The organism is Actinomyces slackii (assembly GCF_900637295.1).
GTDB lineage: Bacteria > Actinomycetota > Actinomycetes > Actinomycetales > Actinomycetaceae > Actinomyces > Actinomyces slackii.
Genome location: NZ_LR134363.1, coordinates 1,361,317 through 1,385,288, shown reverse-complemented (window position 1 = coordinate 1,385,288; position 23,972 = coordinate 1,361,317). Strand labels below are relative to the sequence as shown.

Annotated in this window: 19 protein-coding genes; 3 read left to right on the top strand and 16 right to left on the bottom strand. The window is 67.4% G+C overall.

The features are described from left to right. Positions 1 to 282: 282 nt before the first annotated feature. Together EL266_RS05705 and EL266_RS05700 are read right to left on the bottom strand one after the other, a co-directional pair. A complete protein-coding gene (locus EL266_RS05705) occupies positions 283 to 1,515 on the bottom strand; it encodes an ATP-binding protein (protein WP_269471450.1) in 1,233 nt (410 codons plus the stop codon). A gap of 200 nt (positions 1,516 to 1,715) precedes the next feature. Continuing rightward, on the bottom strand, positions 1,716 to 1,901 hold the full coding sequence (locus EL266_RS05700) for a type II toxin-antitoxin system Phd/YefM family antitoxin (RefSeq protein ID WP_026426863.1): 186 nt from the start codon (positions 1,899 to 1,901) through the stop codon (positions 1,716 to 1,718). A gap of 278 nt (positions 1,902 to 2,179) precedes the next feature. Here EL266_RS05700 and EL266_RS05695 point away from each other — a divergent pair, with 278 nt between their 5' ends. After that, entirely contained in the window at positions 2,180 to 2,716 is a 537-nt protein-coding gene (locus tag EL266_RS05695) for a GNAT family N-acetyltransferase (RefSeq protein WP_051281105.1), read from the top strand. Here the strand turns inward: EL266_RS05695 and EL266_RS05690 are convergent. The 4 genes from EL266_RS05690 to guaA (EL266_RS05675) all read right to left on the bottom strand — a co-directional run bounded on the left by EL266_RS05690 (position 2,710) and on the right by guaA (EL266_RS05675) (position 7,917). Continuing rightward, complete coding sequence (locus EL266_RS05690; RefSeq protein WP_026426864.1) at positions 2,710 to 4,008, bottom strand: GNAT family N-acetyltransferase; 1,299 nt, start codon at positions 4,006 to 4,008, stop codon at positions 2,710 to 2,712. The genes EL266_RS05695 and EL266_RS05690 overlap by 7 nt on opposite strands. A gap of 375 nt (positions 4,009 to 4,383) precedes the next feature. Then, positions 4,384 to 5,193, bottom strand: coding sequence for a Fic family protein (locus EL266_RS05685; RefSeq protein WP_084500667.1), 810 nt, complete (start codon positions 5,191 to 5,193; stop codon positions 4,384 to 4,386). Positions 5,194 to 5,212: 19 nt separating this feature from the next. Beyond that, on the bottom strand, positions 5,213 to 6,211 hold the full coding sequence (guaA, locus tag EL266_RS05680) for a glutamine-hydrolyzing GMP synthase (protein WP_084500669.1): 999 nt from the start codon (positions 6,209 to 6,211) through the stop codon (positions 5,213 to 5,215). A gap of 167 nt (positions 6,212 to 6,378) precedes the next feature. Continuing rightward, positions 6,379 to 7,917 (bottom strand): glutamine-hydrolyzing GMP synthase, encoded by a 1,539-nt coding sequence (guaA, locus tag EL266_RS05675; protein ID WP_051281115.1) that lies wholly within the window; start codon positions 7,915 to 7,917, stop codon positions 6,379 to 6,381. Positions 7,918 to 8,333: 416 nt separating this feature from the next. On the opposite strand from guaA (EL266_RS05675), the gene EL266_RS05670 reads away from it, so the two are divergent. After that, a complete protein-coding gene (locus EL266_RS05670) occupies positions 8,334 to 8,618 on the top strand; it encodes a hypothetical protein (protein ID WP_034514855.1) in 285 nt (94 codons plus the stop codon). A 131-nt stretch (positions 8,619 to 8,749) separates the two neighbouring features. Here EL266_RS05670 and EL266_RS05665 read toward each other — a convergent pair whose 3' ends face one another. The 10 genes from EL266_RS05665 to EL266_RS05620 form a co-directional block, all read right to left on the bottom strand. Next, the gene (locus EL266_RS05665) at positions 8,750 to 9,895 is read right to left on the bottom strand and encodes a zinc-binding dehydrogenase (RefSeq protein WP_026426867.1); all 1,146 of its coding nucleotides are present in this window, start codon (positions 9,893 to 9,895) and stop codon (positions 8,750 to 8,752) included. 338 nt (positions 9,896 to 10,233) lie between these two features. Then, positions 10,234 to 11,847 carry an MFS transporter gene (locus EL266_RS05660; RefSeq protein WP_026426868.1) on the bottom strand — a complete coding sequence of 538 codons (1,614 nt, stop codon included), beginning with the start codon at positions 11,845 to 11,847 and terminating at the stop codon, positions 10,234 to 10,236. A 199-nt stretch (positions 11,848 to 12,046) separates the two neighbouring features. Further along, positions 12,047 to 12,919, bottom strand: a complete 873-nt coding sequence (locus EL266_RS05655) for a sugar phosphate isomerase/epimerase family protein (protein WP_026426869.1) — start codon at positions 12,917 to 12,919, stop codon at positions 12,047 to 12,049. Positions 12,920 to 13,078: 159 nt separating this feature from the next. Next, positions 13,079 to 14,086, bottom strand: coding sequence for a Gfo/Idh/MocA family protein (locus EL266_RS05650; RefSeq protein ID WP_026426870.1), 1,008 nt, complete (start codon positions 14,084 to 14,086; stop codon positions 13,079 to 13,081). A gap of 46 nt (positions 14,087 to 14,132) precedes the next feature. After that, a complete protein-coding gene (locus EL266_RS05645) occupies positions 14,133 to 15,065 on the bottom strand; it encodes a sugar phosphate isomerase/epimerase family protein (RefSeq protein ID WP_026426871.1) in 933 nt (310 codons plus the stop codon). Positions 15,066 to 15,282: 217 nt separating this feature from the next. Continuing rightward, the gene (locus EL266_RS05640; RefSeq protein ID WP_026426872.1) at positions 15,283 to 16,245 is read right to left on the bottom strand and encodes an ABC transporter substrate-binding protein; all 963 of its coding nucleotides are present in this window, start codon (positions 16,243 to 16,245) and stop codon (positions 15,283 to 15,285) included. 76 nt (positions 16,246 to 16,321) lie between these two features. After that, positions 16,322 to 17,344: an ABC transporter permease gene (locus EL266_RS05635; RefSeq protein ID WP_051281107.1), complete on the bottom strand. Its 1,023-nt coding sequence runs from the start codon at positions 17,342 to 17,344 to the stop codon at positions 16,322 to 16,324. Continuing rightward, positions 17,341 to 18,873 carry a sugar ABC transporter ATP-binding protein gene (locus tag EL266_RS05630; RefSeq protein ID WP_026426874.1) on the bottom strand — a complete coding sequence of 511 codons (1,533 nt, stop codon included), beginning with the start codon at positions 18,871 to 18,873 and terminating at the stop codon, positions 17,341 to 17,343. Before EL266_RS05630 ends, EL266_RS05635 begins: the two co-directional genes overlap by 4 nt. Positions 18,874 to 18,948: 75 nt before the next feature. Further along, positions 18,949 to 19,992, bottom strand: a complete 1,044-nt coding sequence (locus EL266_RS05625) for a Gfo/Idh/MocA family protein (RefSeq protein ID WP_211227932.1) — start codon at positions 19,990 to 19,992, stop codon at positions 18,949 to 18,951. 264 nt (positions 19,993 to 20,256) lie between these two features. Continuing rightward, positions 20,257 to 21,750, bottom strand: a complete 1,494-nt coding sequence (locus EL266_RS05620) for a CoA-acylating methylmalonate-semialdehyde dehydrogenase (protein WP_026426876.1) — start codon at positions 21,748 to 21,750, stop codon at positions 20,257 to 20,259. Between the two features lie 982 nt (positions 21,751 to 22,732). Between EL266_RS05620 and EL266_RS05615 the strand changes: the two genes are divergently transcribed. Then, the gene (locus EL266_RS05615; protein ID WP_126412021.1) at positions 22,733 to 23,797 is read left to right on the top strand and encodes an IS630 family transposase; all 1,065 of its coding nucleotides are present in this window, start codon (positions 22,733 to 22,735) and stop codon (positions 23,795 to 23,797) included. Positions 23,798 to 23,972: the final 175 nt, after the last annotated feature.

Below are 23,972 nucleotides of genomic sequence, written 5' to 3'. Positions count from 1 at the left end.
GCGCCTGATGGCATCGGCCCCGGCCTTGCGCGCGCAGCGGTCAGGGCCTCAGGCACGCCAGCGGGACCACGAGGACGCCGTCGTCGCGCCGAGCACGGGATCGACGAGTCGATCCAGGTAACTCATCTGCCCTCCCACCAGCAGCGTTCCCAACTTTGGACCGTTTCCACTCCCGAGTTCGGACCGCTTCCACTCCCGAGTTCGGACGGCATGCCACCCACCCTCCTACCCCGTCGGACATCGGGCAGGGGCTCAGGCCTCCCCCGCTGCCCTCGCCCCTCCTCACGGCCCCAGCGCGTTGAGGGGGAAGGTGATGGCGCCGTCGGGCAGCGGCATGACGGGGCCGTCGGCGGTGATGACGGCTGTGAACACTGGAGGAGGGGTCCGCGCAGTATCGATGTCTGCCACCAGGGCGGCGAGAGAGGCCTGCGCTGCAGGGATCTGGCGCTGCCCCAGTTTGACCTCGAAAGCGGCCCAGCGCCCGTCATCAAGCTCCACGATGGCGTCAGCCTCCCTGCCCGCCTTGTCCCGGTAGTGGTAGAGGCGGCCGCCGCACATCTCGGAGAAGATCCGCAGATGCTGCACTGCCTGGGACTCGAACCACAAACCAGCGGTTTCCAGGTCCTGCATGAGGCGCTCCGATGACGTCGCCGTCACGGCCGCCGCGATCGCAGGGTCGACGAAGTGCAGCTTGGATGAGGTGCGCACCGCGTACCGGGACCGCAGATGCGGCGCCCAGGCAGGCTGCTCCTCGATGATGAAGAGGCGCCTGAGCGCCCCCACATAGGCGATAGCGGTTTCCGCGCTCAAGGACCGTCCAGCCACATCCTTGACAATGGTGCTGAAAGACGCCTCTGTTGCGATGTGCCGAGCCAGGGAGCGCATCAGGGCTCGCATGCGCACGGGATCTCGCCGCGGTTCACCGTCCAGGCGACCGATATCGATACTGACAACGTCCTCAACATAGTCGCGCAGACGGCGCTGCGCCTGAGCGGCGGTCAGGTCGAGATCTGCGGGCCACCCTCCATGCACCAGGTCATACAGGGCATCCCGCACGCCGACGCCCGCACCGAGCACCGGCGTCGGGACCTCGCCATCGAACAAGCTCTCCAGAGAGACGCTGCCGTCCCCCCGGCCGCGCTCGAACAGGGTCATGGGTCGCATTCGGATCCGTGAGATCCGGTGCGCGCCGGAGTGCCGCGCAGCATCCTCAGCAGGGACGGACGACCCTGTGAGGATGAATTGCCCCGTGCGACGACGCGCGTCAATCTCCCTGCGCACGAGGTTCCACAGCGAGGGCTCGACCTGCCACTCGTCGATGAGGCGCGGCGCATCGCCAGCGAGGAGCAGCGAGGGATCAACGTCCAGGGCAGCCCGCAGCTGCGGCAGCCCGGAGTCCAGCGCAACCTCGGACAAGGCGTGCTGACGTCCGGTCATGGTCTTCCCACAGGCGCGGACGCCCTCGATAAGGATGCCACCCGAGTAGCCGAGAACATCGTCGACAAGTCGATCCACAACCCTCGGCAGATAGCCCTCTTGCTCCACAGGCCCCTTCTTCCGCCCTTGTCGCGCGCTGCCAGTACGGCAACTGGCGCCATTCTAACCGGGCATGTGGCGCCGCTCCAACCGGGCATGTGGCGCCGCTCCAACCGGGCATGTGGCGACCGGTTGCTCGCCCTCACAGCCCCGGCAGAGGTGGGGCTCGCAACGGTTCATCAGATGTCACCGAGCCCGAGAGGCCGGTCGAGTGCGTCGCGGCCGATCCCGCGGCCCGCGGTCCCCAGGAGCCGGGCAACAGGCTTGCCCGCCCTCGCGATCATGACCTCCTCGCCGCGCTCCACCCTTTTCAGGAGATCGGAGAGACGTGCTTTGGCCTCAGTCACGTTGTACTGCTTGGTCATCACACAACGATCCCACCATGTTCTAGATTGGCCAAGACACGATGACCAATCTGCATCAGATGTCCTCAACCGGGCATGCGACCCTGCATGACGGCCCATGGCACCGTCCCGGCGGAGCTGGACAGGGACCCGCTTGTCAGCCGCCGAGCGCGGGGCACTGGCACCACTCCTCTTGCAGCCTCGTCGGCCTGGCGCTACCCCAACCCTGACCTCGACCGGAGCTCAGCGCCCTGCTCTATGATCGACGGATCGCCTGCAGAGCTGAAAGGACAGTGACCATGACCGTCGCTCTTGTACCGGTTGAGGAGGGCGACCTCGTCGCCTTCAAGAGGCAGATGCAGGAGGCGTTCCGGCTCGGCGCTCCCGACGGCGTGGGCGAGCACGGTGAGGTCCTGCCTGAGGAGGACGTCGACGAATCGCTCGCGGCCGCCGGCGCCGTCGCCCTGGCCGCAGTCGTGGACGACGATGTCGTCGGGGGCGCGGTGGTCATCATCGACCCCGCTGATGGCCATGGCCGCCTCGACCTGCTCTACGTCAGGCACGGCGTGCAGAGCCGCGGCCTGGGTCAGGCGATCTGGCAGACCATCGAGGCCCGCTACCCGAGCGTCGAGGTCTGGGAGACCATCACGCCCTACGCAGACGAGCGCAACGTCCACTTCTACGTCAACCGCTGCGGCTTCCACGTGGTCGAGTTCTTCCACCAGGGGCACCCCGACCCGAACACACCACCCTCACGGCCTGGTCTCCCACAGCCCCCGGCGCGAATGCTTCGCCTTGAGAAGAAGAGGATGGCGAGCCGGCTCTGCCCTCAGTGAGGGTGCCGAGTGGTGCCGGGAGCCTTCTGGTCCGGCCGGTCCGGCAACGTCCTGACGAGCACCACGCAGACGGTGTCGGTCTCGCCGTCGGCGTCCTCCTCGATCAGGGTCTCACGTGCCGCGAGCCTGTACCCGCGGTTGGCGAAGAACTCGTGATTATCCGCTTCGTCGGTGTACAGGAAGACCCGCTGCCCCGCGAGGTCCGACTCCACCGCGTCGAGCAGTCTGCTGCCGATACCCTTGCCCGTGACCTCGGGCTCCGTCACGAGAAGGATGATCTCGGCATCAGGGGCGGGGTCGAGTCGGGAGACCAAGTGCTCTCTCATCGCCAGGTACCTGTCGTCGCCGCCTCCGCGCTGAAAGACCCGCTCAAGGAGCGTGAACGCCCGGTGATACAGGGCGAAGCGGGACCTGGCGTAGGGCCGAGTCCCTCCGTGCCGGTCCGCCAGGGCGAAGCCGACGAGCCTACCGGCGTGGTAGGCGCCGTACAGGTGCGTGGAGCGGGCGATCGCCTCGCACAGGACGTCACGCCCATACGCCCAGGACTCCAGGGCGTTCCTCGAGAACCGGTCGAGCCTCAGGCCCGCGGAGGCGAGCGCCTCCGCATCGGCCAGGTCGGCCCCCGGCCTGAACTCCCTGACTGCCACGGTCCTTCCCCCAAGACTCTCCTGCTGCTGACGCTGGAGGCCTGAGGCGCGTGAGTCCCACTGCACCGAGAAGGACGAGGCGGCCGACGCGAACGAGACGCAGGCGAGCGAGAACCGAGCGAACTCGACGACCCGGCCCGTGCTCTCCACCACGGCCGCCAGCACCATGCTCCCGAACAGCAGCCCCGTGGAGACGCACACGAGCAGCAGGGACACGAGCGCGGTGACGTAGCGGTTCTCGGGCTGCTCCAGGAAGGGCTTCCAGGCGACGGCGTAGGCGGTGAGCCAGACTCCTGCGGCGATGATGGTCGTCACGACTGTGGCCAAAGGGCTGGTTGTGCCGTTGGTGATGACGCTGACCATCAGGTAGTCCGCAAGGAGCACGGCAACGGCGACGACGACGAAGGCACTGGTGGCGACCGTCCGGCGGGCCTCGGTGTGCACGACAAGGCCCCGCATGAACTGGCGGCCGGGCAGCGCAACCACCATATTGCCCACGAAGAGCAGTGCGGTCTCGGCGAGCATCTCGACAAGCGGGCTGGCCAGTGTCAGGGCGTTGATCAGGAGTGCGAGCGCGCTGAGCGCGCCGACAACGGCGACAGCCCGGGCCAGCGCTTTGAAGCGCCTGCTGGGGTGGATCGCCACGGCTCCTCCTGGTCCTGAGCGGGGTGGCCCGCCGGGCGCTATCGTCCACTGCGCCCGGCTGGCGCGTCAACACAACAGCGGCACCGAGCCTGACCCGTCCCGGGCCCCGCAGGCGGAACGCCCGACTCGCGCTGCCTGTGGCGGGCCCAAGCAGCGCCTCGCAGGCGCCACCTGTAGCGCCTTCACGCAACCCGGTGGCGCGGGTGACCGGTTCTCCCCAACGCCACCGGGTTTGGACAAGCCGCCGGCGGGCCGAAGTCTCTCCTGGAGTCGCGCTGCTCGCCCCCGGCAGTGAGCCCGGCTCAGTCCCCCTGGTCCTTCTGATCCCTCCACCTCTTGAGGCCGGGCAGAACAGCAGCCATACAGGAGATGGCCTCATCCTCGGTCATGTGGACGCCTCTGGACATCAAGGGGGCGCTGTACTCGATAAGCTCCTCCGGCGTAGGGGATGCGGAAGTAGTCGAGATACTGCATAAAACGGTCCTGCGCGGCACGGCAGGTCTCCAGGAGGAATCCCGGATGCGAGTCCCATTCACGCAGACCCCGGTAGTAGAAGGCCTTCATATCGTCGGTGATGACAAAGGGGACGACATCGCTGGCCAGACACTCCCTCAGCATGACTAGTCTCCCGACCCGCCCATTACCGTCCTGACAAGGGTGAATGCGCTCGAAGCGCACGTGCATGTCGACGATCTCCTCCAGCGTGTGGGGGCGCTCCGGCTCGTACCCGATCAGTATCGTCGCGATCTCGTCATCGACATCCTCGGGCGCCGTCGTGGTCTGGCCACCGGCCTCGTTCGGGACCCGCTTGTAAGCGCCGACGGCGAACCACTCCTTGCCGGCATCTGCGGTGGCGGCCTTGAGCAGGCCGTGAAGGCGCTTGAGCGCTTCCTGGTCGAGTGGCTCACCCGCGTGGTCGATGACGGCGTCGACGGCACGGAAGTGGTTGGAAGTCTCCACGACGTCGTCGACGCGCACGGGGCCGCCAGAGGCATCGAGCGTGCGGGTCTCGAAGATGAGACGGGTCTGCTCCTCGGAGAGCCGGCTCCCCTCAATGCGGTTTGAGGAGTAGGTGAGGTCGATCTGAAGGCGGTAGTAGATCCCACCCTTGATTCCCTGCGCCTTTTCCGCCCGCAGTCGATCCAGCAGCACGGACCCGGACGAGGTCTCGGGGACGCCGAGCATGCACGCCTCCTTCAGAGCATCATTCCCACTCGATGGTGCCCACGGGCTTGGGGGTGAGGTCGTAGGCCACGCGACACACGCCGGGGACCTCAGCCAGGATACGGGCGGTGATCCGCTTCATGAGCGGCCAGCCCAGCTCGGGCACCTCCGCCGTCATGGCGTCAACCGTGTTGACGCAGCGGATGATGACGGGCCAGTCGAAAGCGCGCTCGCCGTCGCGCACACCAGTGGCGCGCATGTCCGGCACGACGCAGAAGTACTGCCAAATGTCCTGGCCTGCTGCCTCGATCTCCTCGCGGACGACGGCGTCGGCCTCGCGCAGCGCCTCCAGCCGGTCGCGGGTGATGGCGCCCAGGCAGCGCACCCCGAGCCCCGGGCCGGGGAAGGGCTGGCGCTCGACCATGGACTCCGGCAGGCCGAGCCGCTTGCCGACGACGCGCACCTCGTCCTTGAACAGCAGCTTGACGGGCTCAACCAACTCGAAGTCCATGTCCTCGGGCAGTCCGCCCACATTGTGGTGAGCCTTGACGCCCTTATCCGACTCGAGGATGTCGGGGTAGATGGTGCCCTGCCCCAGGAAGCCCACACCGTCGAGCTTCGCCGCCTCCTCGGCGAAGACGTTGATGAACTCGGCCCCGATGAGCTTGCGCTTGGCCTCAGGATCGGTGACGCCCTCCAGCAAGCGGAGGAAGCGATCTGAGGCGTCGACGTAGACGAGATTGGAGCCCAGGCGATCGCGGAAGACCTCGACGACCTGCTCGGATTCACCCTTGCGCATGAGGCCGTGATTGACGTGGACGCTGACCAACTGCTTGCCGATCGCCTCGATGAGCAGGGCGGCGACGACGGAGGAGTCGACGCCGCCGGACAGGGCCAGCAGGACCGTGCCGTTGCCGACCTGCGCGCGCACGGCCCGGGTGGCCTCGGCGATGAAGGCGTCCGCCAGTTCGGGGGTGGTGATGCGCTCCATGTCGGCGGGGCGCTGGTTGGAGGTGAGGTCCACTGCGGTCTCCTTCATCGTCGAGTGCGGTCCTGCCCGACCCTACTGCCAATCTCACCGAGGGGAGGCAATGCGGTCGACGCGCACCGCCACGGAGACAGGCCAGCCGCCGTCGTCGACCCGTTCCTCGCGGCGGGTCTTCGTCCTGAGCCGTCTGGCCGCTATCTCTTTGCCGCCTCAGCGGCTCACTCCCACTCGATGGTGCCCGGAGGCTTGGAGGTGCAGTCGAGCACCACGCGGTTGACCTCGGGAACGGTATTGGTGATGCGCGTGGAGATGCGGGCGAGCACGTCATAGGGCAGACGCGTCCAGTCGGCCGTCATGGCGTCCTCACTGCTGACGGGCCGCAGCACCACGGGGTGGCCGTAGGTGCGCCCGTCGCCCTGGACGCCCACGGAGCGCACATCGGCCAGCAGCACCACGGGGCACTGCCAGATCTCGGCGTCGAGCCCGGCAGCACTCAGTTCCTCGCGGGCGATGGCATCGGCGGCCCGCAGGATGCGCAGGTTCTCCGCCGTCACCTCGCCGATCACCCGAATGCCCAGGCCCGGGCCGGGGAAGGGCTGGCGGGCCACGATCTTCTCGGGCACGCCCAGCTCGCGGCCGATGGCGCGCACCTCATCCTTGAACAGCTCGCGCAGCGGCTCGATGAGCTCGAAGTCGAGGTCCTCGGGCAGGCCGCCCACATTGTGGTGGCTCTTGATGTTCGCGGCGCCATCCCCACCGCCGGACTCCACGACGTCGGGGTAGAGCGTGCCCTGGACCAGGAAGCGGATCTCGCCACCGGCGGCCCCCACCTCCTCAACGACGCGGCGCTGGGCGGCCTCGAAGGAGCGGATGAACTCCCGGCCGATGATCTTGCGCTTGGCCTCCGGCTCGGTGACCCCGGCCAGCGCCCCCAGGAAGCGATCGGTCTCGTCGACGGCGATGACGCGAATGCCCATGCCCTCGGCGTAATCGGTCTCGACCTGCTCGCGCTCCCCGGCGCGCAGCAGCCCGTGGTCCACGAAGATGCAGGTGAGCTGGTCGCCCACGGCCCGGTGGACGAGGGCCGCGGCCACCGAGGAGTCCACTCCCCCGCTCAGCCCGCAGATGACATGGGCGTCGCCCACCTGCTCGCGGATGCGGGCGACCTGCTCGTCGATGATGCTGCCCGGCGTCCAGTCGGCGGCGATCCCGGCCTCATGGCGCAGGAAGTTGACCAGGGCGGCCTGGCCGTGCTCGGAGTGGAGGACCTCGGGGTGCCACTGCAGGCCGTAGAGGCGCCGGGCGCGGTCCTCGAAGGCCGCCACCGGGGTCTGCTCGGTCGAGGCGGTCACGACGAATCCGGTTGGGGCCGCCTGGACGGCGTCGCCGTGGCTCATCCACACCGCCTGCTGCGCCGGCGTCCCGGTGAACAGCCCGCAGCCGGCCTCCACCCGCGCCTGGGTGTTCCCGTACTCGCGCGTCCCGGTGCGCCCCACGGTCCCGCCCAGGGCCTGGGCCATGATCTGGAAGCCGTAGCAGATGCCCAGGACCGGCACATCGGCCTCGAACAGGCCCGCATCCATCCCCGGGGCGCCCTCGGCGTAGACCGACGACGGCCCTCCCGACAGGATGATGGCGGCCGGCTCCTTGGCGAGCAGGGCCTGGGCGCTCATCGTGTGGGGCACGATCTCGGAGTAGACGCCGGCCTCGCGCACACGGCGCGCGATGAGCTGGGCGTACTGGGCACCGAAGTCCACGACGAGGACGGGGCCGGTGCGGGAGGCCGTCGACGCGGAATCGCGGTGAGAGCTGGCAGGAGCGGGGTGGCTGGTCGTCACCGGCTCAGGATAGCCGGGCGCAACCCCGCCGGCCCGAGGCGCCCCGGTAGGGACCGCGCGCCCCTGCCACCACCGTCCCTCCTTGACGGGGTGCTGCTCGCCCGGGCAGAGCGTCGCCATGGCGGGCGGGAGCGGCCTCGGGCGCGGCGGAGTGGCACCGAGGAACGCAAGACAAGTCACTCTTATGGGTCTGGATACATCCAGAGGTAAAGCCGTAGAGTTGTTGTCGACGGAGGACCCTCCGCCCAGCCACACCAAGGCTGCACGCCGCCGTGCAGGGACGCACGGCGAACCCGACGGACCTGCTCGGCACCATCACCGAGAGGATCACTCGCATGACCACCACCCTCATCGAGCGCACCGACCAGGCTCCCACCGCCGCCAGCGGCGCCGTTCCCGGAGCCGTGCCGACCACCGTGCCCGTCGCCGCCCCGGCCGTCGCCGAGGCCACCCGCCTGCCCTTCGCCGCGACCATGGTCACGATGATGGTCGCCGTCATGATCCTGGGCGTCGTCGGAGCCGTCACCGCGATTCCGACCCTCCTGTTCGCCTCCGCGGTGCTGGGCGCCATCACCGCGGGCATCGCCATCTACACCGGTGCCAACATGATGACCGTCTGAGACAGCCCCTCACGCCGCCCACCCGGGCGCGCCCGCCGCCGGCGGCACCACCGGGCGTCGTCGTCGTCCGCCATCAACGGCCGGGCGGCTCCAGGGCGGGCGCCCCAGCCCTGGAACCGCGCCGCAAGCCGTCACAGCGACATGTCCACCACGGCACGGCCCTGGACCTCGCGGTTGTGAAGGGCCTCGTAGCCGAGCCTCGCCTCCTGGAGGGGGAAGCGGCGGGAGACGACGTCGCGGTAGTTGATGACCCCCTGGGCGGCCAGGTCGACCACGGCGGGAAGGTCCTGGCGAGTGCGCGCCCCGTAGGAGCCCAGAATGGACTGCGAGCGGCGCACCGTGCGGTTGATCTCCACCCCGGCGGTCTGGACGCCGGCCCCCAGTCCGATGGGCACCATGCGCCCGCCGTCGGCCAGGACGTCCAGGGCGGTGGTCCAGGTGGCCGGGATGCCCAGAGCCTCGAAGGAGACGTCCACGCCCTTGCCCCCGGTGAGCCGGAAGACCTCCTCGCGGGCGTCGTGGGTAGACGAGTTGACCACGGCGGTGGCCCCGTAGTCGAACATGGGGGCGAGCTTGTCGTCGTCGACGTCGATGGCGATGACCTGTCGGGCCCCGAAGGCCCGGGCGACCTGGACGATATTGGTGCCCACGCCGCCGGTGGCCACCACCGCCACGGTCTCCCCGTAGCGCAGATCCGCCCCGCGGCGCACCGCGCCGTAGGCGGTCATGGCGGCGCAGCCCAGGATGGCGGCGGGCACCATGTCGATGGACTCGGGCACCGGCGTCACCGAGGTCGAGGGCACGACGGCGTACTGGGCCAGTCCGCCCATGGAGTACATGGCCACGGGCTCGCCCTCAGTGGTGGCCAGGCGCGTGGTGCCGTCATAGAGAAGGCCCTTGAGCCGGTTGAGCTCGAAGAAGGGCCCGCACAGCTCATCGCGGCCCGCCGCGCAGGCATCGCACTGGCCGCAGGGCATGAGGAAGCCTCCGGCCACGCTCTGGCCCACCTCCAGCCCGGAGTGCTCGTTGCCGGGGCCCAGCTCGACGATGGTCCCGGAGACCTCGTGGCCGAGCACCGCCGGCAGGGGGAAGGCGATGGCGCCCCCGATGACGTGGAGGTCGGAGTGGCACAGCCCGCAGGCCGCCACCTTGATGAGGACCTCACCGCTCTTGGGCCGGGGGGTTCGCAGGGTCTCGATCTGAAGGCCCGTCTTGTGGTCGCGCAGGACCGCCGCCTGCATGGTCGGGGGGATCTGAGTGGTCTCATCGCTTGTCATGGTGGGTTCCTCTCAATGGATCAAGCATGTGGGGCGACGGCGCCTGTCGTGTCATCTCGCCTCGTCGCACTCTCAGAGTACGTGCTTTGTCATGACAAACAGGAGGGAACAAGGTCCCGAGATCCCTCCTGCCAGGGCTTGGGCAGACATGAGGCGCTTCCCCGACCACAGCGCCGTCGAGGGCGCCCAGGACGAGACCTGCCGCCCATGCCCACTGCGCGACCTCAGGGAGGTGCGCGGCCGGGGCGGATTCACGGCCCGGGCGCCGTGGATCTCATGGGCGGCAGGTCAGAAGAGTTGCCGTGGTGTGCAGTGCCCCGCACCACGGGCTCAGCGTCTCAGCTGTACTCCTTCTCGAAGCGGACCTCGAGCTCCTCCAGGGAGTGGTACTTCGTCTCGGGGACGAACTTCATGTAGAAGATGAGCGAGAGGAAGTTGATGCCGGCGAAGATGATGTAGGTCAGCGCACCGCCCATGAACTCCATCATGCTCGGGAAGACCGCCGCCACAATGCCGTTGGCAATCCACAGGGTTCCAACGGCCAGTCCCATACCGGTGGCCCGCATCTGCATGGGGAAGATCTCAGCGAGGAGCACCCAGGTCACCGTTCCGGACTGCTTGGCGAAGACGAAGATACTGATGATGATCAGCACCAGGTAGGGCGCGAAACTCGGAGCACCAGCGATATTGCCCTCGTCATCCTGATAGGGCTGGATGAAGAAGAAGAACACCGCTGCCAGCACGCTCAGGGACACCACGATGGAGGCCTCCTGGTAGATGCCCACGTGCCGTCGGGCGAACTTGGTGACCAGCCACAGGCCGACGGCCGAGCCCACGAAGGAGACGAATCCGGAGACCACATTGAGACTGATCGAGTCGCTCATGGGCAGGCCTGCGGCGTTGAGCACCTTGGGCGTGTAGTACATGGCGGTGTTGATTCCGGTGAACTGGTCAGCCAGGCCCAGGATGATGCCGATGATGAGCAGGCGCCTGGTCCACCTGGTGCTCCAGATCCTGCCCAGCTCCCATTTCTCCTGGTTCTCCTCAGCGCGCTGGACCTCGAGCATCTCGTTGATCTCGTCAGCCATGGGGCCGTCCTTGGACTCGTCGCGCACGCGCTTGAGAGCACCGATGGCCTCGACGATCTGACCGTTGGCCACATGCCAGCGGGAGGACTCGGGCATGAGGCGGATGCCGATCCACAGGGCGATGGCGGGCAGGGAGGCCAGGATGAGCATCCAGCGCCACGTGCTGCCGTTTCCGTCGACGGCGATCACCGCGAAGTTCTTCACCGTCTCCCACTGGACGGACTCCCCCGCCCTGGCGATGATCTCCCCCTTGGAGTTGACGACATTGCCGCCCAGCTCCACCTCGGGCCCACCGCGGTGACTGGCGATCCAGGCATTCATCGCGAAGGCGAGGAACTGGCCGAAGACGATCATCATCTGGTCCACGGCCACCAGGGTTCCGCGGATGCGCTTGGGAGCGGTCTCACCCAGGAAGACCGGGACGGTCACCGAGGCCCCGCCCACGGCGAAGCCCAGGATGACGCGGCATACGTAGAGCAGCCAGATGTTGGGCGCCAACGCGCAGCCCACAGCGCCCAGGAAGAAGACGAGGGCCAGCAAGGTGATGTTATGGCGGCGTCCGTACTTGTCGGACAAGTAGCCTCCCACAGAGGCGCCAAGGGCCGCCCCCAGGCACAGCAGCCCGCCGATCCACCCCTCCTCGAAGGGCGTCAGGGCCAGGCCATGGGCGTCATGCGGCAGGTACATGTAGGGCAGTGCCCCCGAGATGACGCCGGTGTCATAGCCGAAGAGCAGGGATCCCAGGGTGGCGACCAGGGCGATCAGCCCGAGAGAACGCTTCTTCCCCGACGCTGGGGTTTGGTCCACCAACTCCTGGATCTTCTGCGGCGAGTAGTCCACCGCGGACGAAGATGTGTCAGACATTGATTCTCCTTGTGTGCTCCGCCGTCGCTGGCGGATTCGTGAAAGGGGCGCTGCTCAGGTCGTATCTGCCAGCACCGGCTCCACAGCGCTGGAGCCGATCGACCTTGGGACGGACAGGTCTCAGTCGCGGCACGCGGGCGGCATCCACGGGTGTGCGAGCCGCTCAGCGGGCCGCGACTGAGGGAAGGGCTGCGGGGCTCTAGAGGCCCAGGCCCTGGGTGATGCGCTCGAGCATGCGCCGATTGATCTCATCGGCCCGCTCGTGCCAGCCGAAGACGCATACGGAGATGACGCCGTCGAAGGAGATGTCTCGCAGGGTGGCGAAGACGGTCTCCCAGTCGACCTCCCCATTGCCGATCTCGTTGTGCTGGTGGACGGTGACATCGGCGCCGGGCGGGTTGATGATGTAGCGGTTGCCGTCATTGGCGCGGTGGTTGAAGACGTCGGCCATGTGCACCTCGCGCAGCTTGCCGGCCTCGTGGGCGCTGCGGATCATGCGCTCGACGTCCCCGGCCCCGTCGGAGAGGTGGAAGGCGTGCGGGCAGCAGAACTCGTAGCCGATCCAATCCTTGTTGACCGCCCGGACCAGGCGCAGGGCCTCGTCGTGCAGCTCGACGAAGTCGTAGGGGTGGGCCTCCATGTTCAGGCGGATGCCGTAGCGCTCGAAGTCATCGGTGAGCTCCTCAATGGAGCGGAACCACTGCTCCTGGCTGCGGCGGGCCTGGTTGCGGTCACCGGAGAACTCCGAGGTGATCTCGCGGACGTCGAGCTGGTCGGCCAGCTCCAGCAGGCGGCGCCAGTTGCGCACCTGGGCCTGGCGGTCCTCCTCGATGGGCGAGGCCCAGTTGAACACGGGATTGAGGGTGCGCACCCGCACCCCGGTGTCCTTGGAGGCCTGGAGCAGCTCGGCGACGAAGGCGTCATCGGCTGCGGGGCGGTGATGCCACAGGTGGAAGTCGGCATTGGGCGAGAGCTCCACATGCTCAAAGCCCAGCTCAGCCGCCTTGCGCAGCGTGTCCACCGTGGACATGCTCCGGTAGTACATGTTGGGGTCAAGGGCGATATCGACCATTGCGGTCTCCTCTCGGGATGACGACTGCGTCACTTGTCATGATCCTGTCATGACAAAAAAGTCTCAGGGGCGTTTTCAGACGATGGGTGGGAACGGCCGGGGCGGGGCCCGCGGAGCGCGACGCGCGCGGCGAGGCGCCGCCCCGGCCGACGGGATCGCTCAGGCGTAGAACTCGGGCTTGGCGATCATGGAGACGGCGACCTCCTTGCCACCGTTGTCCAGGGACTCCAGGCCGGCGTCGACCACGCAGGTGGCGGCGTAGCCGTCCCAGGCGGTCGATCCGGTGTGCTCATCGCGCTCCACGGCCCGGATCCACTGCTGGACCTCCTGGTTGAAGGCGTCGTGGAAGCGGTCGATGTGACTGCGGCAGATCGGGTTGCGATTGCCCAGGGAGTCACGGGTGACCGTCCTGTTCTGGTCGCCCAGGCGAATGGTGCCGGCCTCCATGACCAGCTCGCACTCGATGGAGTAGCCGAACTGGATGTTGACGTTGATCTCGTCGTCGATCAGCACGCCCGACTCGGTGGTGGCCACCAGGACCAGGGGGTCGGTCAGGTGCTCGAAGCGGCGCGAGGTCGAGCGCGGGGTGTCCACGCGCACCGAGACGATCTCCTCGCCCAGCAGGTAGCGGCAGATGTCGATCTCGTGGATGGCGGTGTCATCGATCATGTTGCGGGTGACATAGCCCTCCGGCACCGAGGGGTTGCGGTGGCGGCAGTGCACCAGGGTGGCGTAGCCCAGCTCTCCGCCCTCCAGCGCGGCGCGCATCTCCTGGTAGCCGGCGTCGAAGCGGCGCATGAAGCCCACAGTGACCAGCTTCTTGCCGGCCCTCTGCTCGGCCTCGAGGATGGCGATGCAGTCCTGGGGCGTCGTGGCCAGCGGCTTCTCGCACAGCACGTACTTGCCGGCCTCGATGGCGGCGATGACGTCGGGGGCGTGAACCTTGCCGAAGGTGGCGATGAGAACGGCGTCGACCTCCTCATCGGCGATCAGCTCGGCGCCCGTGCCGTAGGCCTTGGCGCCCAGGGGCTCGGCCACCTCCTTGGCGCCCTCCAGGTTGAGATCGGCGACGGCGACGATGCGCCCGCCGGCCAGCTCTGTCTCAATGCGCTCGACATGGGCGCGGCCCATGCCCCCGGCGCCGATGAGTCCAATGCGTACAGTCATGGTCTTCTCCTCGTGGGTGTCGTGGCTTTCCGTTGCGCGGGGCCGCTCAGGCCAGTCCCAGGCCGCACTCGGCCAGGTAGGTGCGCATGTTGATGGCGTTCTGCTTGGGGAACGAGGGGTCGCAGGGGTAGCAGTCCTGCTCGCAGATCGCGTAGATCGGCTTGTCCAGAGCGGCCAGGGCGTCGACGAACTCGTGCATCTCGGGCAGGCCGGCGGGCGGGCAGACCGAGGCCCCCTTGGTCACGGCCTCGCCGAAGGGCCAGTCCTTCTCATGGGCCTCGCGGGTGATGTCCTCGTCGAAGGCCTTGATGTGGACGTAGGTGATGCGCTCGGGGTACTTCCTGCACAGCTCAACGGGGTCGCCGCCGCCGTAGACCACGTGGCCCGAGTCCAGGCACAGGTTGACGTAGGCCGGATCGGTGGCCTCGAAGATGCGGGCGATCTCCTCGGGGGTCTCGATGTGGGAGTCGCCGTGGGGGTGGAGGACCATCTTCAGGCCGTAGTCGTCCAGGAGCATCTGGCCCAGCGCATTGGCATGCTCGACGTAGAGCTTCCAGGCCTCATCGGACAGGACGCGGTCATCGGTCCACTCCCAGGTCTTGTCATCGCGGTAGAGCGGGGGCAGGTGGACGATGTACTCCGCGCCGACGGCGGCGTGGGTCTCGGCGATGGCGCGGAAGGTCCTCAGGGTCTCCTCCCAGGCCTCCTGCTTGTGCAGGATGCCCCAGCCGGTGCCGGCCACGACCCGCATGCCGAACTCATCGCACCACTTCTGGAGCTCCTTGGGGTCGGTGGGGAAGTAGCCGAAGGGGCCGGTCTCGATGACCTCGAAGCCGGCCTCGGCCATCTCCTCCCAGGCCTGGCGGGGGTCCATCTGCTTGGGGTCCTCGGGGAACCACACGCCCCACTGGTCGGGGCACACGCCGATGGTGAGCTTGGAGTACTTGGGATCGTTGGTGTTGACAGCCTTGGACGTCATTGTCTTCTCCTCGATCGAGCATCATCCGAATCGTTTCGGATGCGAGACCAGCGTACCTCACCGATCCGAGCTCGCACCAGACTTTGACAGCACAAAGTCATCAGACCTTGCGCAGGGCCCTGTGGACTCGCCCCCGCGCGAGAACCGGCCCCATCACCGTGAGGTGATGGGGCCGGTCAGCTCAGGCCCGTGCGCGGACGGGCTCATGCCATGAGGCTCACTCGTAGACGGCCTGCTGGATGTCCTCGTCCTCCATGTTGGTGGCGTCGTACCAGAAGTAGCCCGAGTCGATGAACTTCTCCACGCTCTCGCCGTTGACCACCTTCAAGGCGGTCTGAACGGCCTGGTAGCCCATCTGGTAGGGGTTCTGAGTCACCGAGCCGGCGATGGCCCCGGAGGTGATGAGGTCCATCTGGGGCTTGCCGGAGTCGAAGCCGACCACCTTGGCGCTGGCGCCGGCGGTCTGGACGGCCTGGGCCGCGGCGACGGCGCCGTCGTCGTCGGTGGCGAAGATCCCCGCCAGATCGGCGTTGGCCTGGATGATCGCCGAGGCGTGCTGCTGAGCCACGGCCTGGTCGGAGTTGTTGTACTGGACGTCGACGATGGTGATCCCCGGGGCGTTGGCGGTGATCCACTCGCGGAAGCCGTTCTCGCGGTCCTGCCCGGTCAGGGAGGTCTGGGAGTGGCAGATGATCGCGACCTTGCCCTTGGCGCCCAGGAGCTCGGAGAGGTGCTTGGCGGCCTCGGCCGCGGCGGCCTTGTTGTCCGTGGCCACGGTGGACACCGGGATGTCCGAGCCCGGGACGCCGGAGTCGAAGGCGACCACGGGAATGGACTCGTCGGCGAACTGCTGGAGCACCGTGCCCTGGGCATCGGAGTCCAGTGCCGCGAAGACCAGCGCGGAGGGCCGCTTGACCAGGGCCTGCTGGAGCTGGTCGTTCTGGCGGGGCACATCGGTCTCGGTGTCGGGGCCGTTGAAGGTCACCGAGACCTTGAGCTCCTTGCCGGCCGCCTCGGCGCCGGCCTTGACCGTCGCCCAGAAGGGGCTGGCGTAGCCCTTGGCGATGACGGCGATGCTCTTGGAGTCCCCGCCGCCCCCGGAGCGGCCGCAGGCGGCGAGCCCGGCCAGGGGGACGAGGGTCATGCCAGCGGCGAGGGCGTGGCGTCGGGTGAGGTTCATCTGTGTTCTCCTTGTGCGGTGGGATGGTCGGCCCGTCCTTGGGCCCGGGTGGGATGAGCCGCTCGGCGGCCCGGAGTCACTTCTTCTGGCGGCGGGTGTCGAGGTAGACCGCGGCCAGCACGACGATGCCCAGGAGCACCTTCTGCCACTGGTCGGGGATGGACATGAGCACCGCTCCGTTGCGGATGGTGGCGATGACGATGGCCCCCACGACCGAGCCGACCACCGAGGCCCGCCCGCCCAGCAGCGAGGCGCCGCCGAGCACCGCCGCGGCGATGGCGTACATCTCGTAGGACTGGCCCACGTCGGGCTTGCCGGAGGCCAGTCGCGAGGCCATGAGGACACCGGCCATTCCGGTGAAGGTGCCGCCCAGCGTGTAGACGTAGAACTTCCAGCGCCGCACGTTGACGCCCGACAGGCGCGTGGCCTCCTCATTGGAGCCGATGGCCAGGGCGTAGCGGCCGATGAGGGTGCGGTTGAGCAGGTACCAGGCGATGGTGGCGGCGATGGCCAGGAGGAAGACGGCGTTGGTGATCCCCATCGTCTTGCCCTGCCCCAGTCGCAGGAAGGTGCCGAACTCCGACAGCGGGATCGCCGAGGTCCCGGAGATGACCATGGCCATGCCCCAGGCCACGAGCATCATGGCCAGGGTGGCGATCATCGGCTGCATCCTCAGATAGGCCACCAGGATCCCGTTGATGCAGCCCATCGTGGCCCCGGCCGCCAGGCCCGCCAGGACTCCCAGGAGGATGACCATCGGCGTGCCCATGCCGGCGCCGGCCGCCCACTTCATGACCACGGCCAGGCACACCCCGGTGAAGGCGATGCCGAATCCGGGCGTCAGGTCGATGCCCCCGGTGGCGATGACGAAGGTCAGGCCCAGTGCGAGCAGCACGTAGACCGAGGCGTCCAGCAGGAGCGCCGAGAAGTTCGAGACCTGGAGGAAGTAGGGGCTGGCGATCGAGAAGGCGATGATGAGGATGAGCTCGGAGACCACCACGAGCACCTGGGAGGAGTGGCGCTGGAGGAACCCGGTCTTCACCCCCTTCTTGGTCTTCGAGACGGGCGCCGGGGCCTCGACGGTTGCGGGGGTGCTCACTTGGACTCCTTTGTCTGCGCGGCCTGGCCGGTGGCCAGGGCCATGATCGAGTTCTGGGTTGCCTCCTCGTTCATGAGAGTGCCGGTGACCCGGCCCTCCCACATGACCACGATCCGGTGGGCGAGGCGCAGGACCTCAGGGATCTCGGAGGAGATGACGATGATGGACTTGCCCTGGGCCGCCAGGGCGTTGAGCAGGTCGTAGATCTCGTCCTTCGCGCCGACGTCGATGCCGCGCGTCGGCTCATCGAAGATGAGGATGTCGCAGTCCCGGGCCAGCCATTTGCCGATGACGACCTTCTGCTGGTTCCCACCCGAGAGGTTGCGGGCCAGCTGCTGGATGGAGGGCGTCTTGACCCGCAGGCGGCCCACGTAGGTCTCGGTGGTGCTGGCGGCCTTGGAGTCATCGACGATGATTCCGCGGGACCAGGTCCGGTAGGAGGGCAGTGCCGTGTTCTCCACCAGGTCCTTGTCCAGCAGGAGCCCGTAGCGCTTGCGGTCCTCGGACAGGTAGGCGATGGAGTGCTTGACCGCCTGCTCGGGCGTGGCGATGCGAACCTCCTTGCCCTCGACCTCGATCCGTCCCGAGGTGTGGGGGTCCGCGCCGATGAGGGCCCGGGCGGTCTCGGTGCGCCCGGCCCCCACGAGGCCGGCGAATCCGAGGATCTCTCCGCGGCGCAGGTCGAAGGAGACCCCCTTGAGCAGGTCCTTGGTGGACAGGCCCTCCACCCGCAGGACCGTCTCGCGCTCCCCCTCCAGGGGCTCGGGGCGCAGGTTGGACTCGATGCGCCGGCCCACCATCTGCTCGATGATGTCGTCGATGCTCAGGTCCTGGGCCGGGGAGGTGGCGATCCACTGCCCGTCCCGCATGACCGTGATGGTGTCCGAGACCCGCTTGATCTCATTCATCCGGTGCGAGATGTAGACAATCGCGGTGTCCTCCTTGACGAAGTCCTCCATGACGGCGAACAGGGCCTCGGTCTCCCGATCGGTCAGGGCCGCGGTGGGCTCGTCCATGATGAGGATCTTGGCGTCGAAGGACAGCGCCTTGGCGATCTCGACCATCTGCTGGGTCGCCACGGTCAGATCGCCGACCTTGGCGTCGGGGTCCAGGTGCAGGCCCACGCGCTCCAGCAGCTCGTCGGTGGCCTGGCGCATCTTGGACGGCGAGAGGTTGAAGCGGATGCCGTTGTACTGCTCGCGGCCGAAGAAGATGTTCTGCGCGACCGTGAGGTCGGGCATGAGGTTGAGCTCCTGGTGGATGATGGAGATCCCCTTGGCCTGGGCGTCCAGGGGCCCACTGATGGTGGTCTCCTCCCCTGCCAGGCGGATGATCCCGTCATCCGGCTGATGGATTCCCCCCAGGACCTTCATGAGGGTGGACTTCCCCGCCCCGTTCTCGCCGACCAGGGAGTGCACCTCCCCCGGCCTCAGGGTGAATTGCACGCCATCTAGCGCGAGGACGCCGGGGAAGCGCTTGGTGATGCCCTCGGCCTGGAGAAGAGGAGCCGTTGAACTCTCACTCGTCATCTCACATACTCTCCTTCCTGTGAGTGGTGGTTCGACGCGCCCGGGCAGGATCGCCCTGAGAGCACGATCTGCTGATCAGGGCTGAATGTCGGCGACCCGCACCGGCCGGCCCTGCTCGCGCGAGACGCCCAGGGCGATCGCCACCCGCAGCGCCTCCATGGCGTCGCGGGCCTCGCATCGGCTCGTACCGCGCCCGGCGACCACATCGATGAAGGCGGCGAGCTCGCGGCCGTAGCAGTCGGCGAATCGGGCGATGAAATCGACCCAGGGCTCGGGGCCCGGGAAGTCCGCGCCGGGCTCGACGCTCACCAGCGGCACCTTGGGCTCCAGGCCGACGGTGGCATTGCCGAGGGTTCCCGAGATCTCCATCCGCACGTCGTAGCCCTGGCCGTTGTTGCGGGAGGTCTGGGCGGTGACCAGGGTGCCGTCGTCGAGCCTCAGGAGGGCCACGCCCTCATCGATGTCACCGTGCGCACGGAAGTAGTCGGCGCCGCGCACCTGGCCGAAGGCCATGACCTCCTCAACCTCACGGCCGGTGACCCAGCGCAGGGCGTCGATGTCGTGGATGAGGCAGTCCCGCCAGATCCCGCCGGACATGGCCACGAAGGACTCCGGGGGCGGTGACTGGTCGCAGGTGAGCATGTGCACGCGGTGGACCTGGCCGAGCTCACCGGCCTGCACCCGGCGCCTGGCCTCGGTGTAGGCGGGATCGAAGCGGCGCTGGAAGCCGACCTGGGAGGCGATCCCGGCCCGCTCGACGGCCTCGATGCAGCGCTGGGTCCCGGCGAGGTCGGAGGCCAGGGGCTTCTCGCAGAAGAAGGGCAGGCCCGCTCGGGCGCAGGCCAGGACCAGCTCCTCATGGGTGGCCGTGGGCGTGGCGATGACGACGGCGTCGTAGTCCTCGGCCCGGGAGAAGACCTCCTGGGGCGTCGTGTGCGCCACGGTGATCCCCGAGGCCGGCTCAAGGCTCTGGGCCACCTGCTGGGCGCGCTGGGGATCGGCGTCGGCCACGGTCAGCGCGACCTGATCGATCTGCGCCAGTGCCTCGGCATGGCCGACTCCGATGCGTCCTGCGCCCAGCAGGGCGCATCGGATCGCTGAGGCAGCGGTCTGGGTCATCGGTGACCTCGTTTCAGGGCAGGGCGAGAAGCCTGGGAAGGCCTCCCGCGATTGTTGAGCACAGGCATCTTCGCCTGCAATCTCACCGCTCTGGGATGCGGCTAGGGAACTGTAGCATACTCGAACGTCCTGACATATTACGTCTTACGTCGCGAGCGGGGCGTGTCTGCGCCCGCGGCGCGGAGGCCCGGGCGCGATGGCGCCCTCTCAGGGATTGGTCGTCCCCGAGAGGGCGCCGTCGTGCCTACGGCGCGTGAGTGCGGCTCACTCCTCGCGCTGGAATGACATGGTGGCCGCGAAGGTCTTCTCCGAGGGCCAGCGGGAGGTCACGGCCTTGGCCCGGGTGTAGAAGCGCACGCCCTCGGGGCCGTGGATGTGGGTGTCGCCCAGCAGCGACTCCTTCCAGCCGCCGAAGGAGTAGTAGGCCACCGGCGTGGGGATGGGCACGTTGATGCCCACCATGCCGGCCTCGACGTCCAGCTCGAAGCGGCGGGCCACGCCGCCGTCGTTGGTGAAGATGGCCGAGCCGTTGCCGAAGGGCGAGGAGTTGACGATCTCGATGGCCTCCTCGTAGGTCTCGGCGTGCACGATGGACAGCACCGGGCCGAAGACCTCCTCGCGGTAGAGGTCGGAGTCCAGGGGGACGTTGTCCACGATGGTGGGGCCGACGAAGTGCCCCTTCTCGTGGCCGGGGATCACCAGGTCGCGCCCGTCGAGGACGACCTCCCCGCCCTTGGACTCGCCCTCGTTGATGAGGCCGATGATGAACTCCTTGGACTTGGCGTCGATGACCGGGCCCATCTCCACGCCCTCATCCATGCCGTAGCCGACCTTGATCTTCTCGGCGTGGGCCTTGACGCGCTGGGCCAGGTCCGGTCCGCAGCCGCCCACGGCCACGACCACCGGAAGGGCCATGCAGCGCTCGCCGGCGGCGCCGAAGGCCGCGGCGGACAGGTGCTGGGCGGCGAAGTCGAGGTCGGAGTCGGGCATGACGATGGCGTGGTTGTTGGCCCCGCCCAGCGCCTGGACGCGCTTGCCGTGGGACACGCCGGTGTCCTGGACGATGTGGGCCACCGGGGTGGAGCCCACGAAGGAGATGGCGTGGATGCCGGGGTGCTCCAGGACCTTGGTGACCATGGTGCGGTTGCCGGAGACGACGTTGAACACGCCGTCGGGAAGGCCGGCCTCCTTGTAGAGCTCGGCGGTCAGCAGCGCGGCCGAGGGGGTGGCCGAGGCCGGCTTGAGGATGAAGGCGTTGCCGGTGGCGATGGCCACCGGGTGCATCCACATGGGCACCATGGTGGGGAAGTTGAAGGGGCAGATCCCGGCGACCACGCCCACGGGCTGGCGCAGGGTGTGGATGTCGACGCCGGTGGCGATGTCGTAGGAGAACTCGCCCTTGAGGGCCAGGTTGATGGCCGTGGCGAAGTCGAGGGTCTCGCGGCCGCGCTGGATCTCGCCGACCGCGTCGGAGTAGTTCTTGCCGTGCTCCTCGACGATCAGACGGGCCATCTCGTCCTGGTGGGCCAGGACGAGCTCGCGCATCTTGAACATGATGGCGGTGCGCTTGGCCAGGGAGAACTTGGCCCACTCCTTCTGGGCGCGGGTGGCGACCTCGACGGCGTGATCGAGGTCGGCGTCGGAGGCCTGCAGCAGCTCCTTCTCCACCTCGCCGGTGCCGGGGTTCTCCACCGGGAAGCGCCCGATGGGGGTGCCCTCGTAGTACTTGCCGTCGATCCAGTGGGACAGCGTCTTCATCGTCTTTGACTCCTCAGTGTTGCGGGCATGTCGCCGCGGAAGGGCAGTCCCAGCGCCGACGGCGCCGCACCGCCCCAGGCGCCGCGCTGGCGGCGTATGGACATCTCGTACTTTAGTCCCAGCACCCTGAGTTTGTCAGCACAATTCGAGCAACGAGACGAGCATCGCATCCTGTGGACGGTCGGCGCCGCTGCGGCCATCACCTGCGGGTGCGGGAGGTGGCGGCGAGAGGCTCGGAGCATCAGGAGGACCATGGATGCCGACGGCGTCCAGCAGGACCGATGTCCCACGCCGACGCCCTGAGCTCCGGAGGCGCCTGCCTCGATCCGGGATCACCGGGCAGACCCCCCGGTCGCGAGGAGGGCCGATCGACCCCGACCGCCTGGCGCACCTGCTCGGCGAGCTCCGACTCAGACCCCCACACCGCGGCCGCCGCCTCGGCTGCGCCACCGCAACATCAGGATCCTTCTTCAGTGGACACGGAGGACGCCTCCGGGGAGGGGGACACACTCGCAGGAGGAATCCCACCAAGATAAAGCGGAACCACGCCGGGATCATACACAATATTCACATAATAAACCCAAGTCCCTCCAGCCTCGTCAGTGGGAAGAGAGATAAGCGGACCTGGATTGACCGCCAGAAGCGTCACCACCCCCAAACCTTCGATATGAACGCTCTCGCCCAGACGTAGTTCATACCACTCCTTCTCCCCTGTGTAATCATCCGCCCACACAAGCACCCCTACCCACTCATGCCCACGAGAATACATCTTACCCGGCCCCAGCCTCCCTTCCTCATTCTTAAGCGGAGGAATGGCTCCAGTAGATACATATTCATCAGCCCCTGCCTCTACTCCCTCAGGAAGCGGAACACTCCGCAGCGAGGGCCGCGTCCACCACACATATGGCCGAAATTAAACAAAACCGTATTCCGGGGCTTTCTGGGCTGGATATGACGGCACCTTTCGTTGTAGAATTTCTTCATGCACGTGGTTGTGACAGACGAGGAGCAGCAGGTCCTTATCAGGTGGAAGAAGCGAGGTGACTCCCTCATTCTCATCCGGTTGAAAGCTGAGGCTATTCTCTACGCCTCGCACGGCGTTGACCTGGATTTCATTGCGGAGATGGTGGGGCGCACGGTGAGGACTGTTAAGGAGTGGTTGGCGTCTTGGCGTGTCAGCCGTCTGCATTCGGTGGTCACCGGTCATAAGGGAAATCAGAATGCGGCCAAGCTCACCCGCGAGCAGAAGGAGCAGCTCAAAGAGGTTCTGAGCCGGCCACCGTCACAGTCCGGCATCAAGGCGGACTTCTGGGATGTTCCCGCCCTGGCTGACGTGGTGAGGACCAGATTCGACGTGGAGTACGAGTCGGACTCCTCCTACCGGCTGCTCATGCACTTTGCGGGCATGAGCTTCAAGCTGCCCGACCCCTTTGACAAGCGCCGCGACGAGGAGGCCATCACCAAGCGGATGGCCCAGATCCAAGACGAGGTCGCAGACCTCCTGAGCGACGGGTGGGAGGTGTACGCGGCCGATGAGGTGCGCGTGGAGCACGAGGCTGAGACCCGCCGCATGTGGTTGCCCCAGGGTAAACGAACGAAGATCTACGTGGACCGCACCCGCAACGCCTGCTCCTTCTTCGGCGCACTGTCCCTGAGATCCAAGAAGGTCAAGGTCTACCCCATCGAGGGCAACCAGAACACCGAGAAGATCCTCTCCTGCCTGACTCGCCTGGTGCGCGAGACCGATAACGACAAGATCGCCGTGGTTCTCGACAATGCCGGGTTCCACCACGCCAAAGCGCTAAGAGAGCAGCTTCAGCCCGGAGGCCGGCTCGAGAGCCTCAAGCTCATCTACCTGCCGCCCTACGCACCCGACCACAATCCGGTCGAGCACGTCTGGAACACCGCCAAAGGCACAATCGCGAACATCCAGAGAGACACCCCCGAGGAGACCTACACCGCATTCATGGGCTACATCAACACCCGCACCTTCGACTACGACTTCGAACACCTCCCAAACATCACGCCAGCACACGATCTTGTTTAATTCTGGCCATACCCACACCCGCACGCCACCACAAGCAGCACGACGATAAGACTGAGCAGAACTCTCCACATGAGACGTGGTTTCCCGCCTCGGAACCACCGGGCATCAACGACATTCACTGCGATCATTCTCCGATACCCGTGCCTGCGACATACTTCTCACCATCCGCAAACTG